Source organism: Streptomyces sp. NRRL S-1813 (assembly GCF_000719605.1).
Lineage (GTDB): Bacteria > Actinomycetota > Actinomycetes > Streptomycetales > Streptomycetaceae > Streptomyces > Streptomyces decoyicus.
The window spans coordinates 1-18,635 of record NZ_JOHB01000055.1 but is presented as its reverse complement, the minus strand read 5'-3'; the positions used below and the strand labels follow the sequence as shown (position 1 = coordinate 18,635).

The 18,635-nt window shown below is 69.0% G+C and carries 11 protein-coding genes and 1 pseudogene; 4 read left to right on the top strand and 8 right to left on the bottom strand.

Annotated elements, in window-relative coordinates:
- Positions 1-114 precede the first annotated feature (114 nt).
- The 3 genes from IF67_RS0137250 (at position 115) to IF67_RS0137240 (ending at position 4,497) form a co-directional block, all read left to right on the top strand.
- Complete coding sequence (locus IF67_RS0137250) at positions 115-873, top strand: TnsA-like heteromeric transposase endonuclease subunit (RefSeq protein ID WP_030993314.1); 759 nt, start codon at positions 115-117, stop codon at positions 871-873.
- 102 nt (positions 874-975) lie between these two features.
- Complete coding sequence (locus tag IF67_RS0137245; protein ID WP_234341622.1) at positions 976-3,261, top strand: transposase; 2,286 nt, start codon at positions 976-978, stop codon at positions 3,259-3,261.
- Between the two features lie 114 nt (positions 3,262-3,375).
- Positions 3,376-4,497, top strand: coding sequence for an ATP-binding protein (locus IF67_RS0137240; protein WP_199812850.1), 1,122 nt, complete (start codon positions 3,376-3,378; stop codon positions 4,495-4,497).
- Positions 4,498-4,539: 42 nt separating this feature from the next.
- Here IF67_RS0137240 and IF67_RS0137235 read toward each other — a convergent pair whose 3' ends face one another.
- From IF67_RS0137235 to IF67_RS43450, 5 genes are read right to left on the bottom strand one after another with little or no spacing between them, the layout of a single operon-like run.
- Complete coding sequence (locus tag IF67_RS0137235) at positions 4,540-5,604, bottom strand: phospholipase D-like domain-containing protein (protein ID WP_030993311.1); 1,065 nt, start codon at positions 5,602-5,604, stop codon at positions 4,540-4,542.
- Positions 5,601-7,415, bottom strand: coding sequence for a hypothetical protein (locus IF67_RS0137230; protein WP_158713223.1), 1,815 nt, complete (start codon positions 7,413-7,415; stop codon positions 5,601-5,603). Before IF67_RS0137230 ends, IF67_RS0137235 begins: the two co-directional genes overlap by 4 nt.
- Positions 7,399-9,108, bottom strand: a complete 1,710-nt coding sequence (locus IF67_RS0137225; protein WP_030993309.1) for a helicase-related protein — start codon at positions 9,106-9,108, stop codon at positions 7,399-7,401. Before IF67_RS0137225 ends, IF67_RS0137230 begins: the two co-directional genes overlap by 17 nt.
- Before the next feature lie 55 nt (positions 9,109-9,163).
- Positions 9,164-10,960: a hypothetical protein gene (locus IF67_RS39945; RefSeq protein WP_037840349.1), complete on the bottom strand. Its 1,797-nt coding sequence runs from the start codon at positions 10,958-10,960 to the stop codon at positions 9,164-9,166.
- Positions 10,957-13,452, bottom strand: coding sequence for a hypothetical protein (locus IF67_RS43450; RefSeq protein ID WP_030993307.1), 2,496 nt, complete (start codon positions 13,450-13,452; stop codon positions 10,957-10,959). The genes IF67_RS39945 and IF67_RS43450 overlap by 4 nt, the downstream gene beginning before the upstream one ends.
- Positions 13,453-13,571: 119 nt before the next feature.
- Here IF67_RS43450 and IF67_RS0137210 point away from each other — a divergent pair, with 119 nt between their 5' ends.
- Positions 13,572-15,659 (top strand): DNA methyltransferase, encoded by a 2,088-nt coding sequence (locus tag IF67_RS0137210; protein WP_078889876.1) that lies wholly within the window; start codon positions 13,572-13,574, stop codon positions 15,657-15,659.
- A 175-nt stretch (positions 15,660-15,834) separates the two neighbouring features.
- On the opposite strand, the gene IF67_RS0137205 is transcribed toward IF67_RS0137210, so the two are convergent.
- From IF67_RS0137205 to IF67_RS45565, 3 genes and pseudogenes are all read right to left on the bottom strand, one after another.
- Positions 15,835-17,235 carry a HEPN domain-containing protein gene (locus IF67_RS0137205; protein ID WP_158713222.1) on the bottom strand — a complete coding sequence of 467 codons (1,401 nt, stop codon included), beginning with the start codon at positions 17,233-17,235 and terminating at the stop codon, positions 15,835-15,837.
- A gap of 271 nt (positions 17,236-17,506) precedes the next feature.
- The gene (locus IF67_RS44060; RefSeq protein WP_158713221.1) at positions 17,507-17,752 is read right to left on the bottom strand and encodes a hypothetical protein; all 246 of its coding nucleotides are present in this window, start codon (positions 17,750-17,752) and stop codon (positions 17,507-17,509) included.
- Between the two features lie 290 nt (positions 17,753-18,042).
- Positions 18,043-18,186: pseudogene (locus IF67_RS45565) on the bottom strand (hypothetical protein); the annotation flags it as partial.
- Positions 18,187-18,635: the final 449 nt, after the last annotated feature.

Here is an 18,635-nt window from a genome sequence, read left to right as displayed (position 1 = left end):
GGCGTGCAGTTTCGCCATCTGGTCTGCGCACGGGCAGCGGCCGATGCTGGAGGAGGAGCGGGCCGGGCAGATATACGGGGCCGGGCTGCGGCGCGGCGGCATGCGGCGGCCTGGGTGAGCGCGGTAAATGCCTCCGGCGCGCTGCTGGACGGCAAGGGGGTGCCGGGCGCGGGGCAGGATGTCGTGGCTCTGTACCGCGAGCCCTACGAGCCGGTGCGCGCGTGCAGTGCGGCCTCACTGCGAGAGGTGGCGCTGGAGGAGTTCGGTCCGGTGAGCGAACCGGTGCCGTACCGGGGCCGCAAGGGCATCATCACGTACTGGCCGGTGGCGACGCGGGAGCAGACGGTGGTGTGCGGCAGCCTGCGGCAGTGGCGGCTGGCAGTGGAGCTCGACTTCGAGCCTGGCTGGGCGGCGTTCAGTGCCGGTCCGGTGGAGCTGAGGTGGCGGGCGGGAGGCCGCGAGCGCCGCTGGCGCCCGGATTTCGTGGCGCGGACGACTAATGGGACACGCGAAGTGCTGGTGTTGAAGCCGCCCGGCGCGGAGGGCGTGCCTTCCTCGAGGCTTCAGGTGCTTGAGGAGGTGGCTCGGGAGGCTGGTTGGCGGGTGCGGCAAGTGCGCGAGCCGTCAGGGGTGCGCAGGCGCAATCTGACATGGCTGGCCGGCTACCGGTTTCCTTCCGCTGGCGAAGAGGGCCCGGGACGGGCGCTGCTGGAGGCGTTCAGGTCGCCGACGGGTCTGCGGGCCGGGGTGGCCACAAGCGGGCTGGACGAGCTGACGGGCCTCGACCTCGCCTACCGGATGCTGTGGCAGCGGCGGCTGCTGTTTGACAACGCGCAGCCGCTGCTGCCCGACGCCGAGGCGTGGACAGCCTGAGGACCGGAAATGAGGGGGCGCGTGGCGGGAACAGGCGAGAGTCGGCGTACGGGGGCTTTGTCCATCGGGGCGCGAGTGCACTGGCAGGGGCATGAGTGGGAGGTGGCGGAGTGGCAAGGACCTCTGGTCACGCTGGTGCCGCAGGACAGTGCGGAGACGCCGCGGGCAGTGTCGTACCGGTGGCTGGTGGGAGCGGAAGACTTCGCCGTCCTCGCCGGCGGCGCAGCGCCGACTGCGGACATCTCGGTGCACAGGACGTGGGAGCGGCGGGAGGACCAGGAGGACGAAGCTGCTCGTTGGCAGGAGCGCATGGTGGAGATCGACACCGGTCTGGCGCCGGGCCGGAGCGAGCATGAGCAGGGATTCGGGCCCGGAACGACGCTGGCCCAGCGGTGCGCTGCCATGTCGGCGCGGCTGGCCGCCGACGGCATCGGCTACTCCGCCCACACCCTCGCCGACAAACGACGAAAGTGGAAAGCGGCCGGAGAGAACCCGGTCGTCCTGCTGCCCGCCGCGCGGGACAGACGGCCAGGGGGCTTCACCGATCCGCGCTGCCTGACCGCCATGCAAGATGTGGTGGCCCGGCGCGCGCACGATTCGGACGTGACCATCGACCTGATCCGCGAAGAGGTCGAGGATCTGCTGCACTCACGCTACGGTGCAGAACTCGGCGATCCGGATGCCGTGGCCGCGCTGATGCCCTCCCGTTCCACCTTCTACCTGCGGATGAAGGAATCCAGCCTGGCCGATGCCCTGGACCGGCCGACCCGGGCCCGCGCCGCTCTGGCCGCCACTCCGCCCCTGCCCCACGGCGGGCGCGAGGCCGTGCTGCGGCCCGGACAGGTCACTCAGGTCGACACGACACCACTGCGGCTCCTGGCCCGCGGCGACGACGGTCGGCCCACCTCCACGGAGATGACCACGCTGATCGACGTGGCCAACCACAGCCTCTGCGCACTGATGATCACGCCCAGCCGGTCCAAGGACGCCGAGAGCGGACAGCCCGGCCAGGCGACCCGCGCGATCGACCTGACCCTGATGCTGGCCCAGGCTCTCGCGCCCTGGCCAGTGATGCCCGGCTGGGACCCGCTCAGCGCGGCCGCCACCTCCAGCCTGCCGTTCGGAGCGCTCTCGGCGGCGGACGCACGGTTCACGGAGGCTACCGCCGCCCGCCCGGTCATCCGCCCCGAACTGATCATCTACGACCAGGGCAGCCCTTATGTGAGCGAGCACTTCACCGAGGTCTGCGACCGGCTGCGTATTGCCCGCCGCCCCGCGCGCAAGAGGAGCGCTCCCGACAAGCCGCTCGTCGAGCGCTTCTTCATCACCCTCGCGCACCGCTTCAGTCAGCACGTCCGGCACGGCTGGCAGGGCCGCAGCCACAAGAAACGCGGCCGCGGTATCGACCGCATGCCGCTGTACACGATCGCCGAACTCCAGCAGATGGCTCAGGAATGGGTGGCTCTGGAGTACCAGCAGACCCCCGATGCGGGGCTGCGCGACCCGTTCCGGCCGGGCGTCGTGCTGTCGCCCAACGGCATGTACGCCGTCCAGGTGGCCCGCAGCGGCTACCGGGCCGTGCCGCTCTCCCCTGCCCAGAACCGCTTCTTCCTGCTGCCGCGGTGGGTCACCCCCGGCAAGGGCGGCTTCATGATCAACTACCGGACCTACCAGCCCATCGCGCAGGACGCCGGGCACTACAGGGAGATCCTCCTGCGCGGCAGCTCAGAGCTGCCCGGCCGCAACGGCCAGTGGGAATGCCGCTTCAACCCCTACCGTCCCGAGCGGGTGTGGCTTTATGACCACACAGCGGGCACCTGGGTGACGTGCGACTTCCGGCTGCGGCACCTGCTCACCGACCCGTGGACCGCCGACATGTGGCAGGAACACGCCGAGCAGCACCATGCGGCCGGCGGCAGCGAGAAGGACGAGGAAGCCATCGCCCTGTCCCTGGCGCAGCGCGACCGGCGCCGCCGCAGTCGCAGGCCGCCGCCCAAGCGCACCGGGAAAGAACCGATCTTCCAGGGCCTGGAGTTGGAGACCGAGGAACCGTCCCGGGACCCCTACGCAGATCTGGAGGAGTTCGACCTGTCGACACTGCGGCCCTATCCGGCGCAGCCCATCTCTCCCTGGGCCCCTTTGGCCGTAGACGCTGTACCGGCGCTGCGCTCAGGCACAGGTGGCACGGAGCCGTTGGAAGGCGAACAAGCTCCGCATCCGCTGGCAGCGCTCTTCTCCGACGACGGCGACGGTGACGGGCCTGCGGACGGCTCCACGGCCGGAGGGCCGACAGATGTCTGCGAGGTCGTCGACGCGGAGCTCGTCGACGACCTCGATCCAGACGGTGATGTCGGTGGCGAGATTGAAGGCGACGTGTGGGAGGCGTAGGCGACGACTTACAGCCGTGAACGATCCGGCACCCGTCGGCCGGCCCCTGGCAGGACTTCCGGCCCGGGGCCGGCCTGCCAATGCGAGGCAGGACCGTGACGAGAGAGAAGCGTGATGAAGGCATCCGTCGAACTACGCAACAAACGTGAAGCACGCCTGCGTCAACAGCTACAGGACACCCCGATGCGGCCGCTGCCGCTGTTCCAGCTCACCGGCTGGACCCACTTCGTCGACGAGGACGTGGACCCGCCCGCACTGGCGCCGGGCAGCAGTCCCGCTGCGGACAGGAAGGAGGACGAACAGGCCATCGCCTACCACCGGCATCTGCGCATGGTGCCCACCGACGCGATGACCCACATGCAGGACATGGTCGTCAAGGCGGTCCACGGCAACAGCGGGCGCCGTGACGGGCTGATGGACCACGTCATCGACGGGCCCGCGGGCACGGGCAAGACCTGTCTGCTGCGGGCGATCGGACGCACCGCCCAAAGAGAAATCGAAGCCGCCACGAACGGCAGGCAGGCGAACACCATCCCGGTGGTGCACATCACCACCCCCGCAGACCCTGAGCCAAGGGTGAACTGGCTCTGGGAGATCGGCTCCTACCTGGGGCTCAACCCCGAGCCGAAAAGCCTGGCGGAAGTCCTGGAGATGCGCCGCCACCAGGACGTGACCCTGCCGGTCAACTACGTCCTGGAGACCGCACAGACCCGCCTGCTCCTAATCGACGACATCAACCGCGCTTCCCCGCAGCACCTGGCGAACGTGCTGCCCTATTTCGACTACCTGCGCGACAAGCTGGGCATCTCCATCGTGTTCTGCGGCACCGGCGCCAGCCACCGCCTGCACCAGGCCCGCATCCTGACCGGAGACCTGATCCGGGTCAGTGAGGAGAACCGCGTACGGCTCGAACGGTGGGGACGGCCGGCCGAACCCGTCTCGCCCTCCCCCACCGCCCTGCTGCCGGTGACCTGGCTGCACCCCCTGCCCCTGGACACCAAGGACGACGAGACCTTCCGGCGCGTCCTGGCGAGCTTCGAGGCCGATCTGAGCCTGTACCGGCTGGAGGAGAACGCCCTGAGTAAACACGCCGTCACACTGCACCAGCGCACCGGCGGCTACTTCAAAGCCCTCACCTACGTCATCTCCACCGCCGCCGTCATCGCGATCCAAAGCGGCAGCGAGAACATCACCATGAAAGAAATCGACGCCGCAACGGCCCAACTCGGCCCCTGAATCGAGCCGGAGCGGGCAGCGGGCCACTCCTCGTGTCACGAACTACCCGGTGGATCCGGTTTCGCCGTCGTCTGCACGGTCGCCGTCTGTCGGCACGTTGGCGTAGTCGACGCCGGGAAAGAGCCGAATGCGGCTCTCATCGACGCGGACTCTGGCTGGCCGCAGAGCGTCGTCCGAGAGGCGGCACAGCACGTCCGCTTCACGGCGGCCGGCCCTCGTAGTGTGCCAGGATCGCAACTGGCCGAAGCGACGTTTCCCGTCGGCGGTCTCCACGAGGATGAGCGGGTCCGGTGCGCGTCCCGGCCCCTCGGTGACCTGGGCAAAGAAGCCTTCCTGGCGCAGCCGGGTGCACAAGTCCACCAGTGAGGACGCCTGGGTGCTTCCCAGTTCCATGCCGATCTCGAAGTGCTCTTGAAGACCGAGGGAGGACAGGTTCGCGCTGCCGAAGTAGCCGGTGGCGCGGTCGGCGACCACGAACTTGGCGTGCATGATGCCGGGGTTGGCCCCGGTCCACCAGTACAAGGACGTTCTTCCGTAGTCGGCGCAGTCTTTGACGAGGTCGTTCAGGGGTTGGGCCCGGCTGCTCGGGTCGTGGGCGTAGAAGTGGACGGCGACCTGGCGCTCGGCGACGGCGGGCAGCAGAACCTCGCGCAGTAGGTCGCAGCCATGGCGATTCCAGAAGGGGCCGCCGATGTGGAGTTCGCTGTTGGCTCCGGCGATGACGTCCTGGACTAGCAGGTCCAGGCGTCGGACGGGGGGCGCTACCAGGTGGGCGGCGGCTCGCGGGGTGGTGAACACCAGGGGGCGCTCGGATGGTGGTGCTGCGGGCGGTGGGTCAAGGCCGTCCAGGACGTCCAGGAGCACCTGGAGTTGGGAGAGGCGGGCAGGGACGAGCCCTGCGTGCCGGCCTGAGCCCAGTAGGCCGCACTCGGCGGCGAGCTGGCGTACGGCGGTAGCGTGATCGTCTGCGACCCCGTGGACGCGGAGGGCGTCAAGGGTGTCGGCTCTGGCGATCTCCCGTGTCCATTCGGCGGCTGCCGCGTAGCTGCCCGCGAGGCGCTCCAGTAGCTGGGCGAGCGGGACCAGGGGTCGCAGTTGGTCGGTCATGTGTGGCTCGAGGCGGCGGTGTGGCGGAGGAACTCTGCGGCGAGGCCCCGGTCAAGGTCGTCGTTGAACAGCCGGCAGCCGAAAGTGAGGTAGACGCAGCGTTCGCAGCATCGTGGTGAGGACTGATGGCACAGAGGGTCGTTCTCGCAGCTGAGCACCGAGTCGGCGGTGCTCTCCAGCCAGCTGAGCACGCGGTTGCTGAGAAGGGTCCACAGTGATCCGAGGGTGAATTCACGGACGTTGTCGGCGTAGATGGCGACGGTGAGTGCCTTCGTGACGACCCATTCGGCGAGCGTGTTCTCGGCCAGTCCTACTTGGCCGTCGTCCAGGGAGCGAAGCAGGAGGTGGCCGAGGGTGTGGATGACCGTGTGTACGGTTTCTGCCGCGCGGGCGGCTTCCGGGTCGCCCTGGTCCGTGAACAGTTCCAGCAGCCGCTGGCGGGCCGCCGATTCGTCTTCGGCCGTCCCGACGGTGAGTCCTTTGGCGTTCAGGAACGACAAGACGGAACGTGCGGAGAAGGTGACCAGGAGGGCTTCGGTGTCCGATGCTGCGACGTAGACCGGGTACTTTCCGTCGTGGTGGTACTTGTTGTGGAAGCCGGTCAGGACGCCCCGCTCGGGCTCGTGCTCCTCTCTGGTGTAGCCGAAGGCGACTCGGGCTACGGGGAACTCCCAGGTGACAGCGATCTCTGCGATCCCCAGGGTGCGGGCCTGCTCGCGGGCGCGTTCCGTGGTCTGCTGGGCCAGCCGGTCCTGGAGCTCGGCGAAGCGTGCACACTGGTCGTCGAGGGTGATGCGCTGGATCTGGGCGGGGTCGAAGACGGCTGCACGTTCCACGAAGGGGCGGTCCGCGCCGAGCAGTTCCCACCGCACCTTGTCGGCGTCCGTGTTGGGCAGAGCAGCCAGGCCGCTCTCCTCAGGGCCCATCATTCTGCGGTACTGCTCGATCTCCTCCTCCGGCACGTGCATCTGGCGCAGTAGTTGTTCCCTCTGCTGCCATTCCTGCGGGGACACGCGCGTCACCGTGACGCCCTGGGAGGCGTCGCCGATTCCCTCGGCCAGGGAGTCGATCAGGTTCAGGTAGTGGGCGGCAGCGATCTGGCCGCGTTGGGGGTGGCGCTGATACTGCCGGAACTCGGAGTTGTCGATGTTGACGAGCTGGAGGGCGTGGACTTGGTAGGCGCGGGTGTCGTTGAACGTCCTTGCCCGCATCATGGCGCGGCCGGCGGCGTCCTTCCATTCGCAGCCGCAGGGGGACTGCGAGGTGCCCTGGAGCTTCGCGCCGCCACAGCCTGGGCCGACGCAACGCCAGAGGGCGGTGACGAAGCTTCCCGTGTTCTCGAACACGATGTGGTCGTAGCCGTGGGCGGGGACACGGCACTTGGGTACGTACATGGGGCGGATGCGTCCGCAGTTGTGCGCGTTGAAGTACGGGAGTTGCCGCAGTAGTGCGCCGCAGGTGCGGCACCGGGGGTCGGCCGCGAGTTGCTGGGGCTTTACGTATGTGCGCACGCGGCGGCAGGAGCGGCGTACGCATTCGAGGACGAGGGGGAACACCTCGAAGCGGACGAGGTCGGGGCTGACCAGGACGAAGTTCTGCCGCAGTCGGCCTTGCGGCACGGGCAAGGCGGCCCTGGCGTCTTCGCTCCAGCGCTCCAGGTAGCGGGAGATCTCGTCGTAGATGACGTCTTCATTGAGTTTTTTGACCACGTCCCCGTCAACTGCCTGGACCCTGCCTCGCAGTCGCTGCTCGTGGCGGAAGACCGCACCGGGCAGGAAGGCGGTCATGGCCTGGCTACGGCTGCGGTTCATCCTCGCCCCCCTTGCTGTCGGCGGTGTTGGTGGCGAGCGCTTTGAAGGCGTCCTGGCTGCTGGTCAGTGACTGGAACGCTGTGCTCTTGTCGATGTCGCGGAAGCTGGTGAGCGGCTGTTGGAGGAACAGGTAGGCGGTGCGCCTTTCCTCTGCGCCCTTGTTGAGGTTGGGCCGTTCCTCCTGACGCCAGGTCTCCATGATCCGCTCAACGAGGTCGTTCTCCAGTCCGCGCCCGTTGACGCCCTCCACGCGCTCGCGGTAGCAGGCTGGGATGCGTCGTTCCAGCCACGGGTCGAGGAGTGGTCGTTGGGCGCTCCACCAGCGCTTGAAGTCTTTGGAGTAGTCGGCTCCTTCCGGTGGTGGCTTCAGCGCGGGGTCGCGGGCGGCATCGTGGAGCAGCGCCAGCACGATGCCGGGCAGGGTGCGTCGGGCTGCGAAGTAGGCGTACTTGTTGACGGGCACAGGGGTGACCATGCGGTCGAGCAGGCGGTGGTAGCTCAGGAAGTTGGAGAACATGGAGCGTTCGCGGCGCGAGACGGGGTCGTAGACGGTGACGACGAGGCCTGCGTGGGTTCGCCCGGCCCGGGCGGTGACCTGGATGTAGTCGGCGGCGGTCGGCGGCATGCCGGCCAGGACCAGGAGGTTGAGGCGCTCGAGGTCCACCCCGTGGCTGAGCACGCTGGTGCCGACCAGGGCGCGCAGCCGCTCTCCTCGCGGGGTGTCCAGGTGCTCGCGTTGGACCCGGGCGATGGCCGCGGCGAGGTCGGGGACCGGGACTTCGCCGGTGAGCACCGCGTGCTCGACGCGGTCGAGTCCGGCGTGCTGCAGGTCGTCGGAGAGCTGGCCGAGCTCCTCGTCGAGCTGGGTGCCGTGCTGCTTGCTGTTCACATAGGCCAAGGAGACCTCGTAGGGGAAGAGGAGCCGTGGGAGGTCCGAGTCGGGCAGCCCGTGCAGGGCGAGGCGCTCGCGCAGGGCCTTGGGCTCCTCTTGGAGCCGGGCGATCTCGGTGAGGAGCTCGCCCTGCACGATCGCGGCGACGTCGGCTTTGCGGCGCTTGTGCGGGAGCACTCCGATGTGAACGCGCCGGAAGTCGGGCCGGGTCGTGGTGTAGAAGCTCTCGCCGAGTTTCCATCCCGGTGCGGGGAAGGCGCGGGGACGGCGGCCGTAGAGCTGGCGGAGCTGGTCCTGGTACTGCTCGATGGTGGCGGAGGCGCCCAGTACCTTGCTGGGCAGGCCGCTGCCTGCTCCTGACTGGAGTTCGGCGATCATGCCTTCGTAGTGCGCGTTGAATGCGCCGAGCTCTTCCTTGAGTAGGTGCATCTCGTCCTGCACCGTCAATGCCGGTACTGGGTCCTTGATCGGGCGGGCCGCCGGGTAGCCGCCCTTCGGCGCGGTGCAGTGGTCCCGCCCGGCCGAGCAGACTCCGAAATGCGGGAAGGAGAAGTAGCCGTGCTCGGCGCAGCGGTGCTTGGGTCCGTGCTGGAACGCGGTGAACTCGGGGAACCAGCTGTGCCCGGTGAGCTTGTCGACGGTGGAGATGACGATTGCCGGCAAGGTGCGGTAGACCTCGACGTCGCTCACGTGCAGGGGCAAGATCCGCTGGCAGGCGGCGCACTCGTGATGCAGGCGGACCGCCTCGGTGTCCAGGCGCAGCCGTACGCTGTCGCGCTCGCAGTAGGGGCAGGTGATCACGAGCCGGTCGCGCAGGTGGTCTTCGGCGAAGGTCCCCGCCCTGGTGGCAGCAGCCTCAGTTTCCCAGCCGCGCCACCAGCCCTGCGGAAAATGGAGATTGTTGGGGCTGCCCGTCCCGCCGGCCAGGTAGCCGAGCGCGAACGGGTCGTCGTGGGGGGGTTCCGATCCGGCGTTCGGCGCGGAGCATCTCGGCGGCGATCAGCATGCGCAGAGTGCGGTCGAGTTGCTGCACGCTGAGCATGCGCAGCGGGAAGCGCAGCCAGGCGGTGACCCCTGCGTGCTTGCCTCGCAGTCGGTCGTAGAACAGGGCCGTGAGGATCAGTCCCAGGTACGCCTCGGTCTTCCCTCCGCCCGCGGGGAACCACAGCACGTCGGTGTGGTCGAGTTCAGCGCGCAGGTCCGCGCGCTGCGGGTGCTCGCGCACGGCGAGGGCCGGCAGGTGGGAGACGATGTAGACCAGTTGGAAGAGCCGCCAACTATCGTATTTGCGGTGTTTGTTGACGCGGGCGAAGACCTCGTTGGCGAGCTGGAAGGCGAGTTTGAGGTCCGGGTCCAGGTCCAGGCACTCGCGGCCGAGGCCGAATCTCCTGGCCTCGTCGTCGAACTGGGCGTGGTCAGCTTCGATGGCCTTGTGATGCGGCAGCTGCTGGGCGGCACGGCAGACGGCGGCGAACTCACGGGAGTAGCGGGCCATCGCGACCTCGACGGAGTCCAGGATCGGGGCCGGCTCGTCGGCGAGCTCAGTCCACCGCGGGTGCCGCACCCCGGCTTGGCGGGGCACGACGGTGCGTTGGACATGGACGGGCAGGGTCTCGGTCCGCAGACCGCTGCCGTGGGGAACTGCTGCGCAGCCGGTACCGCGACCGATCACCTCCGCCAGCGCCTCCAGCCGGTAGTCGCGGGGGGCAAGGTGGAAGCGCTGGGGCACGATGCTGATGCCGTCTCCGGGAAGGACCGCGAAGCGACAGTCGTACACGGAGAGGTCCTGCCAGTCGCTCTGCGCCGTGTCGCTTTGGTTGTGCAGGGAGACGCGTATGAGGTGGTCGCCGCCGTCCAGGGCTTGGGCGTGCGCGGACAGCACCAGCTGGGGTGCGCAAGGGGCTGTGTCGCGGTCCAGCAGTGCCGCGACGTGGCGGTGGAAGGCATCCTCGTCGGCCATGGCCTCCACGGGGAGCACGTTGCGCCTGCGCCGCCCCTGGCGGCCCTGCGGCCCCGCGGTGAGCGGGCGACGGGCCTCGGGGCGGGCGAAGTGCGCGTCCGCCGCGCGGCGGACCGCCCGGTCCAGCACCTGCTGGGCCTCGCTGAATGCCTGCGGATCGACGTCGCTTTCCCCAAGCGGCACTTCGATCACCAGGTCGGGTACGTGAATGTCATGGCGGCGCCAGACGCCTAACAGCTCTCCTGCCCGGGTCTGTGCGCCGGATGGGTCTTCGTTGCCGCGCAGGTACGCCATGTGCTCGGCGTAGCTGGCGATGTCCTCCAGGTACAGGGCGAATCGGCAATGGACGGCGAGTTGTGCGGTCCTGCGGCCGGGGGCGGTGCGCACCCGGAAGTCGAGTGCCAGGACCGGGGGCGCCTGCGTGCCGCGCAGGGACTCGACGGGCCGGCCGCTCGGGTCGGCCGTCGCCTCGTCTGGTGCCGGCAGATGTCGCGGCGGGACCGCGACGGCGGGCAGCACTCCGACGACGACGTGGTCGCGTGGTGTCCATGGGGGTTTGTGCGGGGCGCCGCTGCGGTCGGCGAGTCTGTCGGCGAGGACCCGCGTCAGGTGGTCGATCAGCACTGTCTCCCGCTGGTTGTCCGCGGCGCTGTCGGGGTGCGGCGCCAGCGGGTTGGTGCGGGCATCGTTCACGGCGTCTCCTGTGGTGAGCTGCTTGCGCTGCGGGGGCCTGGTACGCGGCCCAGGGCGTCCGCGGACATGCCCTTCTGGCCACCGATGCGGCGGACGACGACCAGGTCGAACTCCTCGAGGACCTCCGAGACGTCGATCCCGGAGCACAGTGTCTTCAGCTGGCGAAGCGCGGGGCCTTCCGTGCCCCGTGCGGCCTCGGTCATCGCTGCCGCCGCGGTGTGGCCCAGCGCCCGGTGTAAGCGGCGTAGTTCCTCCGCCATGCGGGCCAGGCGCTGCCACGTGCCTCCTGCGGTCAGCCGGGTGTCCCGGGCCAGCAGGGCAACCCGGTGGATGTCTTGCGGGTCCTCCGGGGCGATGACGCTGCCGTCGGCCCATTTGCTCACCGCCTGCCAGGACGAGACCTCGCTTCCGAGGTTCTTCAGGGCGGTGAGCACGTTTGGCCACGACCCCCGTTGCTCGTGCACGGTGGTGATGGCCTGGCGGAAGTAGCCGATCATCGTGTCCATGGCGGTCACTTCGGCCCTGTCGTGGATCACCATGACGAGCCGATCGTGGAGTCTGGACTGCCCGTCGCCGCGTGCGCGCAGGAGCCGGCTGCCGGGGGTGAGCGCGGTCACGGGCATCCTGGCGTAGCGCTGACCGATGAGGACGTCGACCTGCTCGTCACTGCGCAGCCAGAGCACTGCCCCCTCGGGTTCGGTGAGCACGGCCGTGGCCGGCACCGGGCCGTCCGCCGCCACCGCTGTGGCACCGCGGCCGGGGGCCGCCGGGATGCTGATTGCCCTGGCCGGGGCGTCGTAGTCCTCAAAGAGCGCCGAGAGGTCGAGGGCAAGCCGACTGTCGTGCTGGGGCGGCTCTTCTGGTGCGGGGGACGGACCGCAGAGGTCGACGGGGCCGTACGCGACGGGCAGCGGGGGCGTCGCCGGCTCCGGTACCTCGCCCAGCCTCAGCACTGCGGCGGTCTGGCGTATCTGCTCGTGCCAGCCGTGCAGCGCGCGGCTGGCTGAACGCTCCAGCCACGTGTACTCGCTCTGCTCCACCACGGCGACGTGTTCATCGGCAGCGCCGGAGAACAGCACGCCGGTGCGCAAGGTCGAGGGGACACCGAGGTGAAGCTCGAACCTCGGCGAGGCCTCCCAGGCCAGGCGTTCCGCATAGGGCATCACGTGCAGCGCGCCGGCACCCCCGCCGGCGGCCGGCCCGGGCCGGGGGGCGAGCAGCAGGGAGTCGGCATCACCGCCGAGTGCGTCGGCCAGCTCCTCGGCGACAGCCGCGGCGGCGGAGCGGGAGCGGGTGCGGACGAGAACGGGGACGCCTGCCCGGTCGGCCCGCGCCCAATCGATCAGCGCAAGCAGCAGGTCCCAGCGCGGGTTGCCGTCGTACAACAGTTCATACAGGTTCAGCACGCCGCGCCGAAGGTCGGGCCATTGGGTCTCGCGGAACAGCTCCCACGGCCCGGCCCGCCCCTCCAATGTCCCGCGGGACACCGACCGGGCCAGCGCCCGTGCGCCGCTGCCGCGCCCCATCAGTACCTGCCAGGCGTCTTGCCTCCCGATCGAACCCCAGCTGCACCACAGCAGGTTGAGCAGACGCACGGCGTCGGCGATCGGCTGCGGCCAGGGCTCCAACGTGTGGACACGCCGTGCTGCGACCACACCCGCCACGACCGTCCGGTACAGCTCGGCGAGCTGCTCGTGGCGGTATACCGCCACGCTTGGTGCGGCTGCCGGGCGGTGGGCAAGGAGGGCGTTGCTGGTCAGGGGGCCGTATGCGGGGCGGTGCCCGAGGGTGTGCCGCACGTCGGTGCGCAGCGCGGGAGTCCACGGCCACTGCGTCCAGGCCCGGTTGCTGCCCGGCTGGGTGCCCAGGTCGGCCACGGCCACGACGCGAGCGGCGTCGTGCTCGCTCGCCCAGGCCAACGCCCGCTCCCAGGACTGGTCGTTGGCCATGCTGGTGCGGTCGATGACGACAGTGCCGACGCTGGTCCCCAGCGAGGGCCTGCCGAGCGCGGTGTTGAGGTAGAACAGCCCCGAGGGCGAGTCGACAGCCCTGGTGATCTTTCCTTGGAGGTCAACAACCCGCCCGTCACCGCGGATTCTCTGCATGCGCAGGGCTCGCGAGAGGTTCTGCCTACCGATCGCGAGCTGTGTCAGTCGTACGGTGACGTTGGTGCGCAGTCCGACGACCACCACCGGTCCGTCAGGGACCGGGCAAGGTGATCCGCCGGTCAGCTCTGCCCCGCGCCGTACGAGCTGGAGGTAGATCCCAATCAGCACGGCCAGCTCGTGCCGCCCGCGCGGGAGGCCCAGGTACACGCTGTGTTGATCACTCGATAATGCGCGGGACAACAGTGTCAGGGTGGCACGGTCCAGCGGGCCGAGATCGACGGTGCGGCCGCGGTCCGTCATGCGAAGGGCCTGCACTCGCTCGAAGAAGTCGGCCGGGCCCGCGTCGGGAGGGACGAGACAGTCCAGATACGTCACGCGCGCCATCACCCATATGGTATCCCCCCACTACCTGCCGTTACAGTAACGCACGTTGACAGGCCGTCACCTGCTCCTGCCCAATCCGAGGGCGGTGGATCCGGGTTCGGACCACTGGGGGCGTACACATGAACGAGAAGCCAGGGGCGGGCCTCCCCCCGGTCTCACTTCTCGAGGCCGGGCCGGCGCCAGTGGAGTGGAGCCGGATCGCCGAGCACGAGTCGTGGCGCAAGGAGGTGCACCGGCCCGCGACCTACGTGCACAAGTGGTGGGCGAGGCGCCTGGGCAGCGTCGCACGCCACTTACTGTTGGCTGCCGTGTCCGGGCCGGACGACTCCGCTGCGGACGCCTCGGCCAGGCTGCGGGGGCTCGTCGTCTATGACCCCTTCGCCGGATCGGGCACCACCCTTGTCGAGGCGGCCAAACTCGGGGCCGCCGTCGTCGGCCGCGACATCAACCCCGTCGCGACGCTCACCCAGCGGCAGGCGCTACAGCCATGGGATCTCGAGGTGCTCGCGGACCTCTTCGGGCAGGTCGTCAGGAAGTGCGCCCGTCCCATCCAGGAACTGCACCGCACCGTCTCCAACGAGCCGGTGCTGCACTACTTCTGGGTAGCCCTCGCGTACTGCCCGGAGTGCGGCGAGGACGTGGAACTCTTCACCACCCGGGTCTTCGCCCGCCATGCGTACCCGCGCAGATTCCCCCGCGCACAGGCCTTATGTCCGGGCTGCCGGGGCATCTGCGTCACCGACTTGGGCAAGGACGAGGGGGGGCACTGCCCCGCCTGCGGCATAGCCTTCTCGTTTCAAGGGGCCGTTCGGGGACGGTTCATGACGTGCCGTCACGGGCACCGAACCCCTGTCATTGGTGCGCTGAATGGCGCCGTCCCGGAACGGCGCATGTACGCGAAGTTGGTGCTGCGCGCCGACGGCAAGCGTGAGTACCGGGCGATCGACGACTTCGACCTCTGCCTGTACGACAAGGCGGCGAAGTCCCTCGCCGACACATCCCCTGATGAGCTCGTACGCCCGCTCGGCGTGCTGGAGGAAGGCGTCAGCACGGTCCAGGCGCTGCGCTGGGGGTACGACTCCTGGGAGCGGTTCTTCAACGAGCGCCAGCGTTACAGCCTCGGGCTGATCGGCGCTGCGCTGCGCGATCTCCCCGGGGCGTCCGCGGAACGCGAGGCGCTCATTGCATCGTTCGGCAGAACCGTCGAACACCACAACCTGTTCTGCTCCTACAAGGGGGAGGGCACCGGCCCGGTCCGCTCGATCTTCCACAACCACGTACTGCGACCGGAGCGGTGCAGCGTCGAAGGAGACCCCTGGGGCGCCCAGGGGGGATCGGCCGGGTTCTCCGGCGTGCTCACCCGGCTACACAAAGCGGCCCAGTACAAGAACACCCCGCTGGACTTCAGGGTCGAGGCCGGCCGGATCCTCGCCGCCGACCAGTCCTCGTTGCCCGTCGCCCGCCCCCTGAGCACGACGTGGCAGCAGTTCGCACGGGATCCCGCAACGGCCTACACCATCACCGGCGATGCCTCGCAAACGGATCTTCCCGACAACAGCGTGGACCTCATCGTCACCGACCCCCCCTACGTCGACAACGTCCACTACTCGGAACTGGCCGACTTCTTCCACGCGTGGCTCAGCGCCATGCGCCCCTACCAGGACTACCCGGACATACCCAGCACCCGGGCCGTCCAAGAAGTACAGAACGCCGCCCCTGATGGATTCCAAGCCACCGCAGCCCGCGTCTGGCGCGAGTGCCGGCGCGTCCTCAAACCCGGCGGCTGCCTCCTGTTCAGCTTCCACCAGTCGCAGACGACAGGCTGGTGCGCTCTGATGCGGTCGCTGTCCGACGCGGGCTTCACCGTCACCACCACCCGCGCCATGATCGCCGAAGTGGCCACCAGTCTCTCCAAGACCGCGGCAGCAGAGCCCAACCGCATCGACGTCATCGTGCTGTGCCGAGACACCGCGGACACGTCGGTCGAGACAGCCCCCGACCCCGACCAGGCCGCCGCGCAGGCGCTGTCGGAAATCCAGAGCCTCAGGGAAGCCGGACTGCGGGTGGGCCCCGGCGACGTCCGCACCGCAGTACGCGCCGCAGTCCTCGCAGCAGGAACACGCCAGGCAGCCGCCGACTGGGAAACCCTGCAAGCAGAGGCAGACCAACGAGCCACAGCGGCGGTAGCGGAATTCAACACCACCTGACTCCCCCACCGGTGCCAGCCACATCCGCTGCCCCCGGACGGGCGAGGAGAACCGGGTCCGGCCCCAACACGCGGACCGTCCAACGCCGGCTGCCCCGCCCTCGCGCTGCTGCCAGTCGCCTGCCGAGGAACATGGGGCCGCGTCGCACTGCTCACGACCGGCACTGTGGTCCGGCTCAGAGCCGGAGGTGGTCCTGCGGCGGCGTTGCGCGGAAGAAGGCACGCAGGGGTTCGTCAATGGCGCGTTCGCGACCGGTACCCGCAGCAGCGGCGTCGAGGAGGGGTGCGAGGTCTTCAGTGTCGCAGGGGGTAAGGACGAGCCAGCGCAGAACGACCTGCCGCACGATCAGCCTGAGGTCACGCAGGGCGGCCAGCTTCTCGCTCTCCTCCTGGTCCTTGAGGACGTCCCCGTGCACGTACTTGGAGCGCGCGCTGTACGCCTCCTGCACAATTGCCTCGATCTTCGGGCGCAGAGACGGGGTGAGAAACAGGGCGGCTGCACGGGACCGGACCCTTTCGCTGACGCCCTCATGCTTGTCGTCGGGGCTGGCCATCAGGGCTTCCAGCGCGATGACGTAGTCCAGGTGCAGCTCATCGGCCTCCTGCTCCCACACGCCGTAGTCGCTGTGGGTGCGCTGGTGGGCCTGCAGCAGGTGCCGGGCCGCGCGCTCCAGGCGCAGGGCGCGCCTCCTGGGCAGCCTTCGGCTGCTGGTGGCGCCATCCATGACGGCGTCGATCTTTGCGGTCACGGCGGCGCAGAAGGCTTGCAGGCGCGGGAGTTGCTCCTGGGTGACGTGGAAGGTGCCAGTCTCGCGGACTTCGACTTCCTCGTACCCGCCGTGGTGGTCCTCGTAGATCTGGAGGGTGGTGGGCACGTGGTTTGGGTGCAGCCCGAACCCGCGGCTGCGCTCGACGTCGAACACCGCGTCGACATGCAGGAGTTCAGGGCTCCACAGGATCAGCGGCAGCAGCGCCCTCCAGTGCCGGGCTTCCGGCCGCGGGCCGCTGAAATCGAACCAGGGTGCGCCGCTACGGTCCGATGTACGATCCGGATCGGGGGCGTGGACGAACGGTGCGCCGGCCAGGAGACGAAGGTCGAGCCCGCCCGGCTGAAGGCCGTACAGGGCGGGCATGGGGCCCAACTGCCTCAGTTCGTCGGCGGTGAAGGTCTGCAGGGTGTACCGGCCCAGCGGGATCCGTGTCCCTTCAAGGAGGTCGCCGGTCAGCAACAGCCAGTCCTCCACTGCCGGCGCAGGCGCCGTGCAGAAGGCGACGAAGCTGTCCGCAACCTCTTCCACCGGCACCGTCGCCCCCTGGGCAACCAGACGGGTCGCGTCCCCCAGCCCTGATCCGCCCAAGAGCGTGGACCATCGGGGCACCCAGTCACCATCGGCCTTGCCGTACAGGTCGCGGTGTTCGGATTTCGGCGCGGCGCCCACCACCGCGTTGATCACGGCATCGAACTCCGGCTGCGTCGACAGAGCCACATCGGTGATTGCCTGGGGTATCGAGGGCAGGTCCCGTGCCAGCTCGAGCCAGGCAAGGACAGCCTGACGCAGTGGGGAGGTGTCTTCCATACGGCACGAAAATAGCGCACCCTCGCCGCCCGCCAGACCCAACCACCAGGCCACAGCTCCCGGCCTGAGCGGCCGTTCCCGCATTGTGCTGCGACTCGGACCGCTGCGCTGATCGGTGGCTGGCCCGCTGCGATCAGTTGATCTTGTCGAATGGGTGACCTGCGGAGAACGGATCTAGCGCTGAGCTGGGCCAGCGCCCGCTCGACCTTCCAACGGCATCGAGCTCCGGGGCACCCTTCCACCAGTGGCACTACCCGTAGTACGCCCTCACTCAGCAGTCGTAGCTCTTGAGCGTCTTCGAGGCACCGGTGGCCGACTTCAGGTAGTCGTTCTCCGACTTCAGGCTCTCGTTCTCCGCCGTCGACTCCGCCAACTGCACAACCAGTCCGGCAGCCATGGACAGGAGCCCCTCGTGCTTCGTCTGGAGCCCCTCGTGCTCTTCCTGAAGCCCCTTGTACTTCCAGGCGAGGACCCCGATGGTGGTGGCGGCCAGAACGCTGACGCCGACCTTCCCCACGACCCTGGCTTTGCCGAACTTACCTCCGGCTGGCCCGACACCGTCCTTGCCGATGCAAACGTGGCCCGTCTGGTGCGAGTGCTGTTGAGCCTCGCCGAGATGGTCGCTCTGATACGAGCACGATCCGCATTGATAATGGGCCATCAGTCGTTCCCCTCCCCCAAGGAGATGAGCTTGCCACAGGTCACGTGCCTCCGGAGACCACTTGGTCATCCTCCGTACGCCCACCGACGCCGAGGGAAGGACGTGCACCTGCACGGGCGGCGCGCCCCTGGTTGTGGGCTATGCCGTCAACGCTCCCAGGATGGCCCGTGGCGCGCCACGGGTAGCTCGTTCAGGTCTCTGGCCAGCGGGGATGCGTCGGTTCCAGGCCGAGGAGGTCGAGGAAATGGAGCTGTTCGCTGGTCCAGGTAGCAGCGCAGCCGAACGCCGGGCTCGCCCGCGTCCCGGGTCGTGTGCTCCGCTGCTCGCCGTCGCCCACCGGTCGGCGAGCAGCTGCTGCTGGAAGGCGAGCGCGGTGGCGTCGTCGGCGGCCGCGACGTCGACCAGGCCAGCCGGCTTACGTGCACTTCGTTCATGTACGGCACTACGCCGGGTGTCCCCGGGAGGTTCCGCCGCAGTGTGTCTTCACCCGGCCGAGTGGCAGGCCGTCAGGGGCCGTCGCCGCCCCAGTCCAGCCATGCAGACATAAGGAAAACCCGCGCCGATCACTACATCCCGAGACGATCACTGAACTCGCACTTCAGGATCTCTCCAGCTTCTGCAGCTCCACAAACTCCCAGCTCAGAGCCGCGCCACGCCACGGCCAAAAATCCGGAAATGATCACTAGATCCCCAGGTCAGCGCTTCGCTCATGGAGTGATCGGCAACGGATTTGTCACAG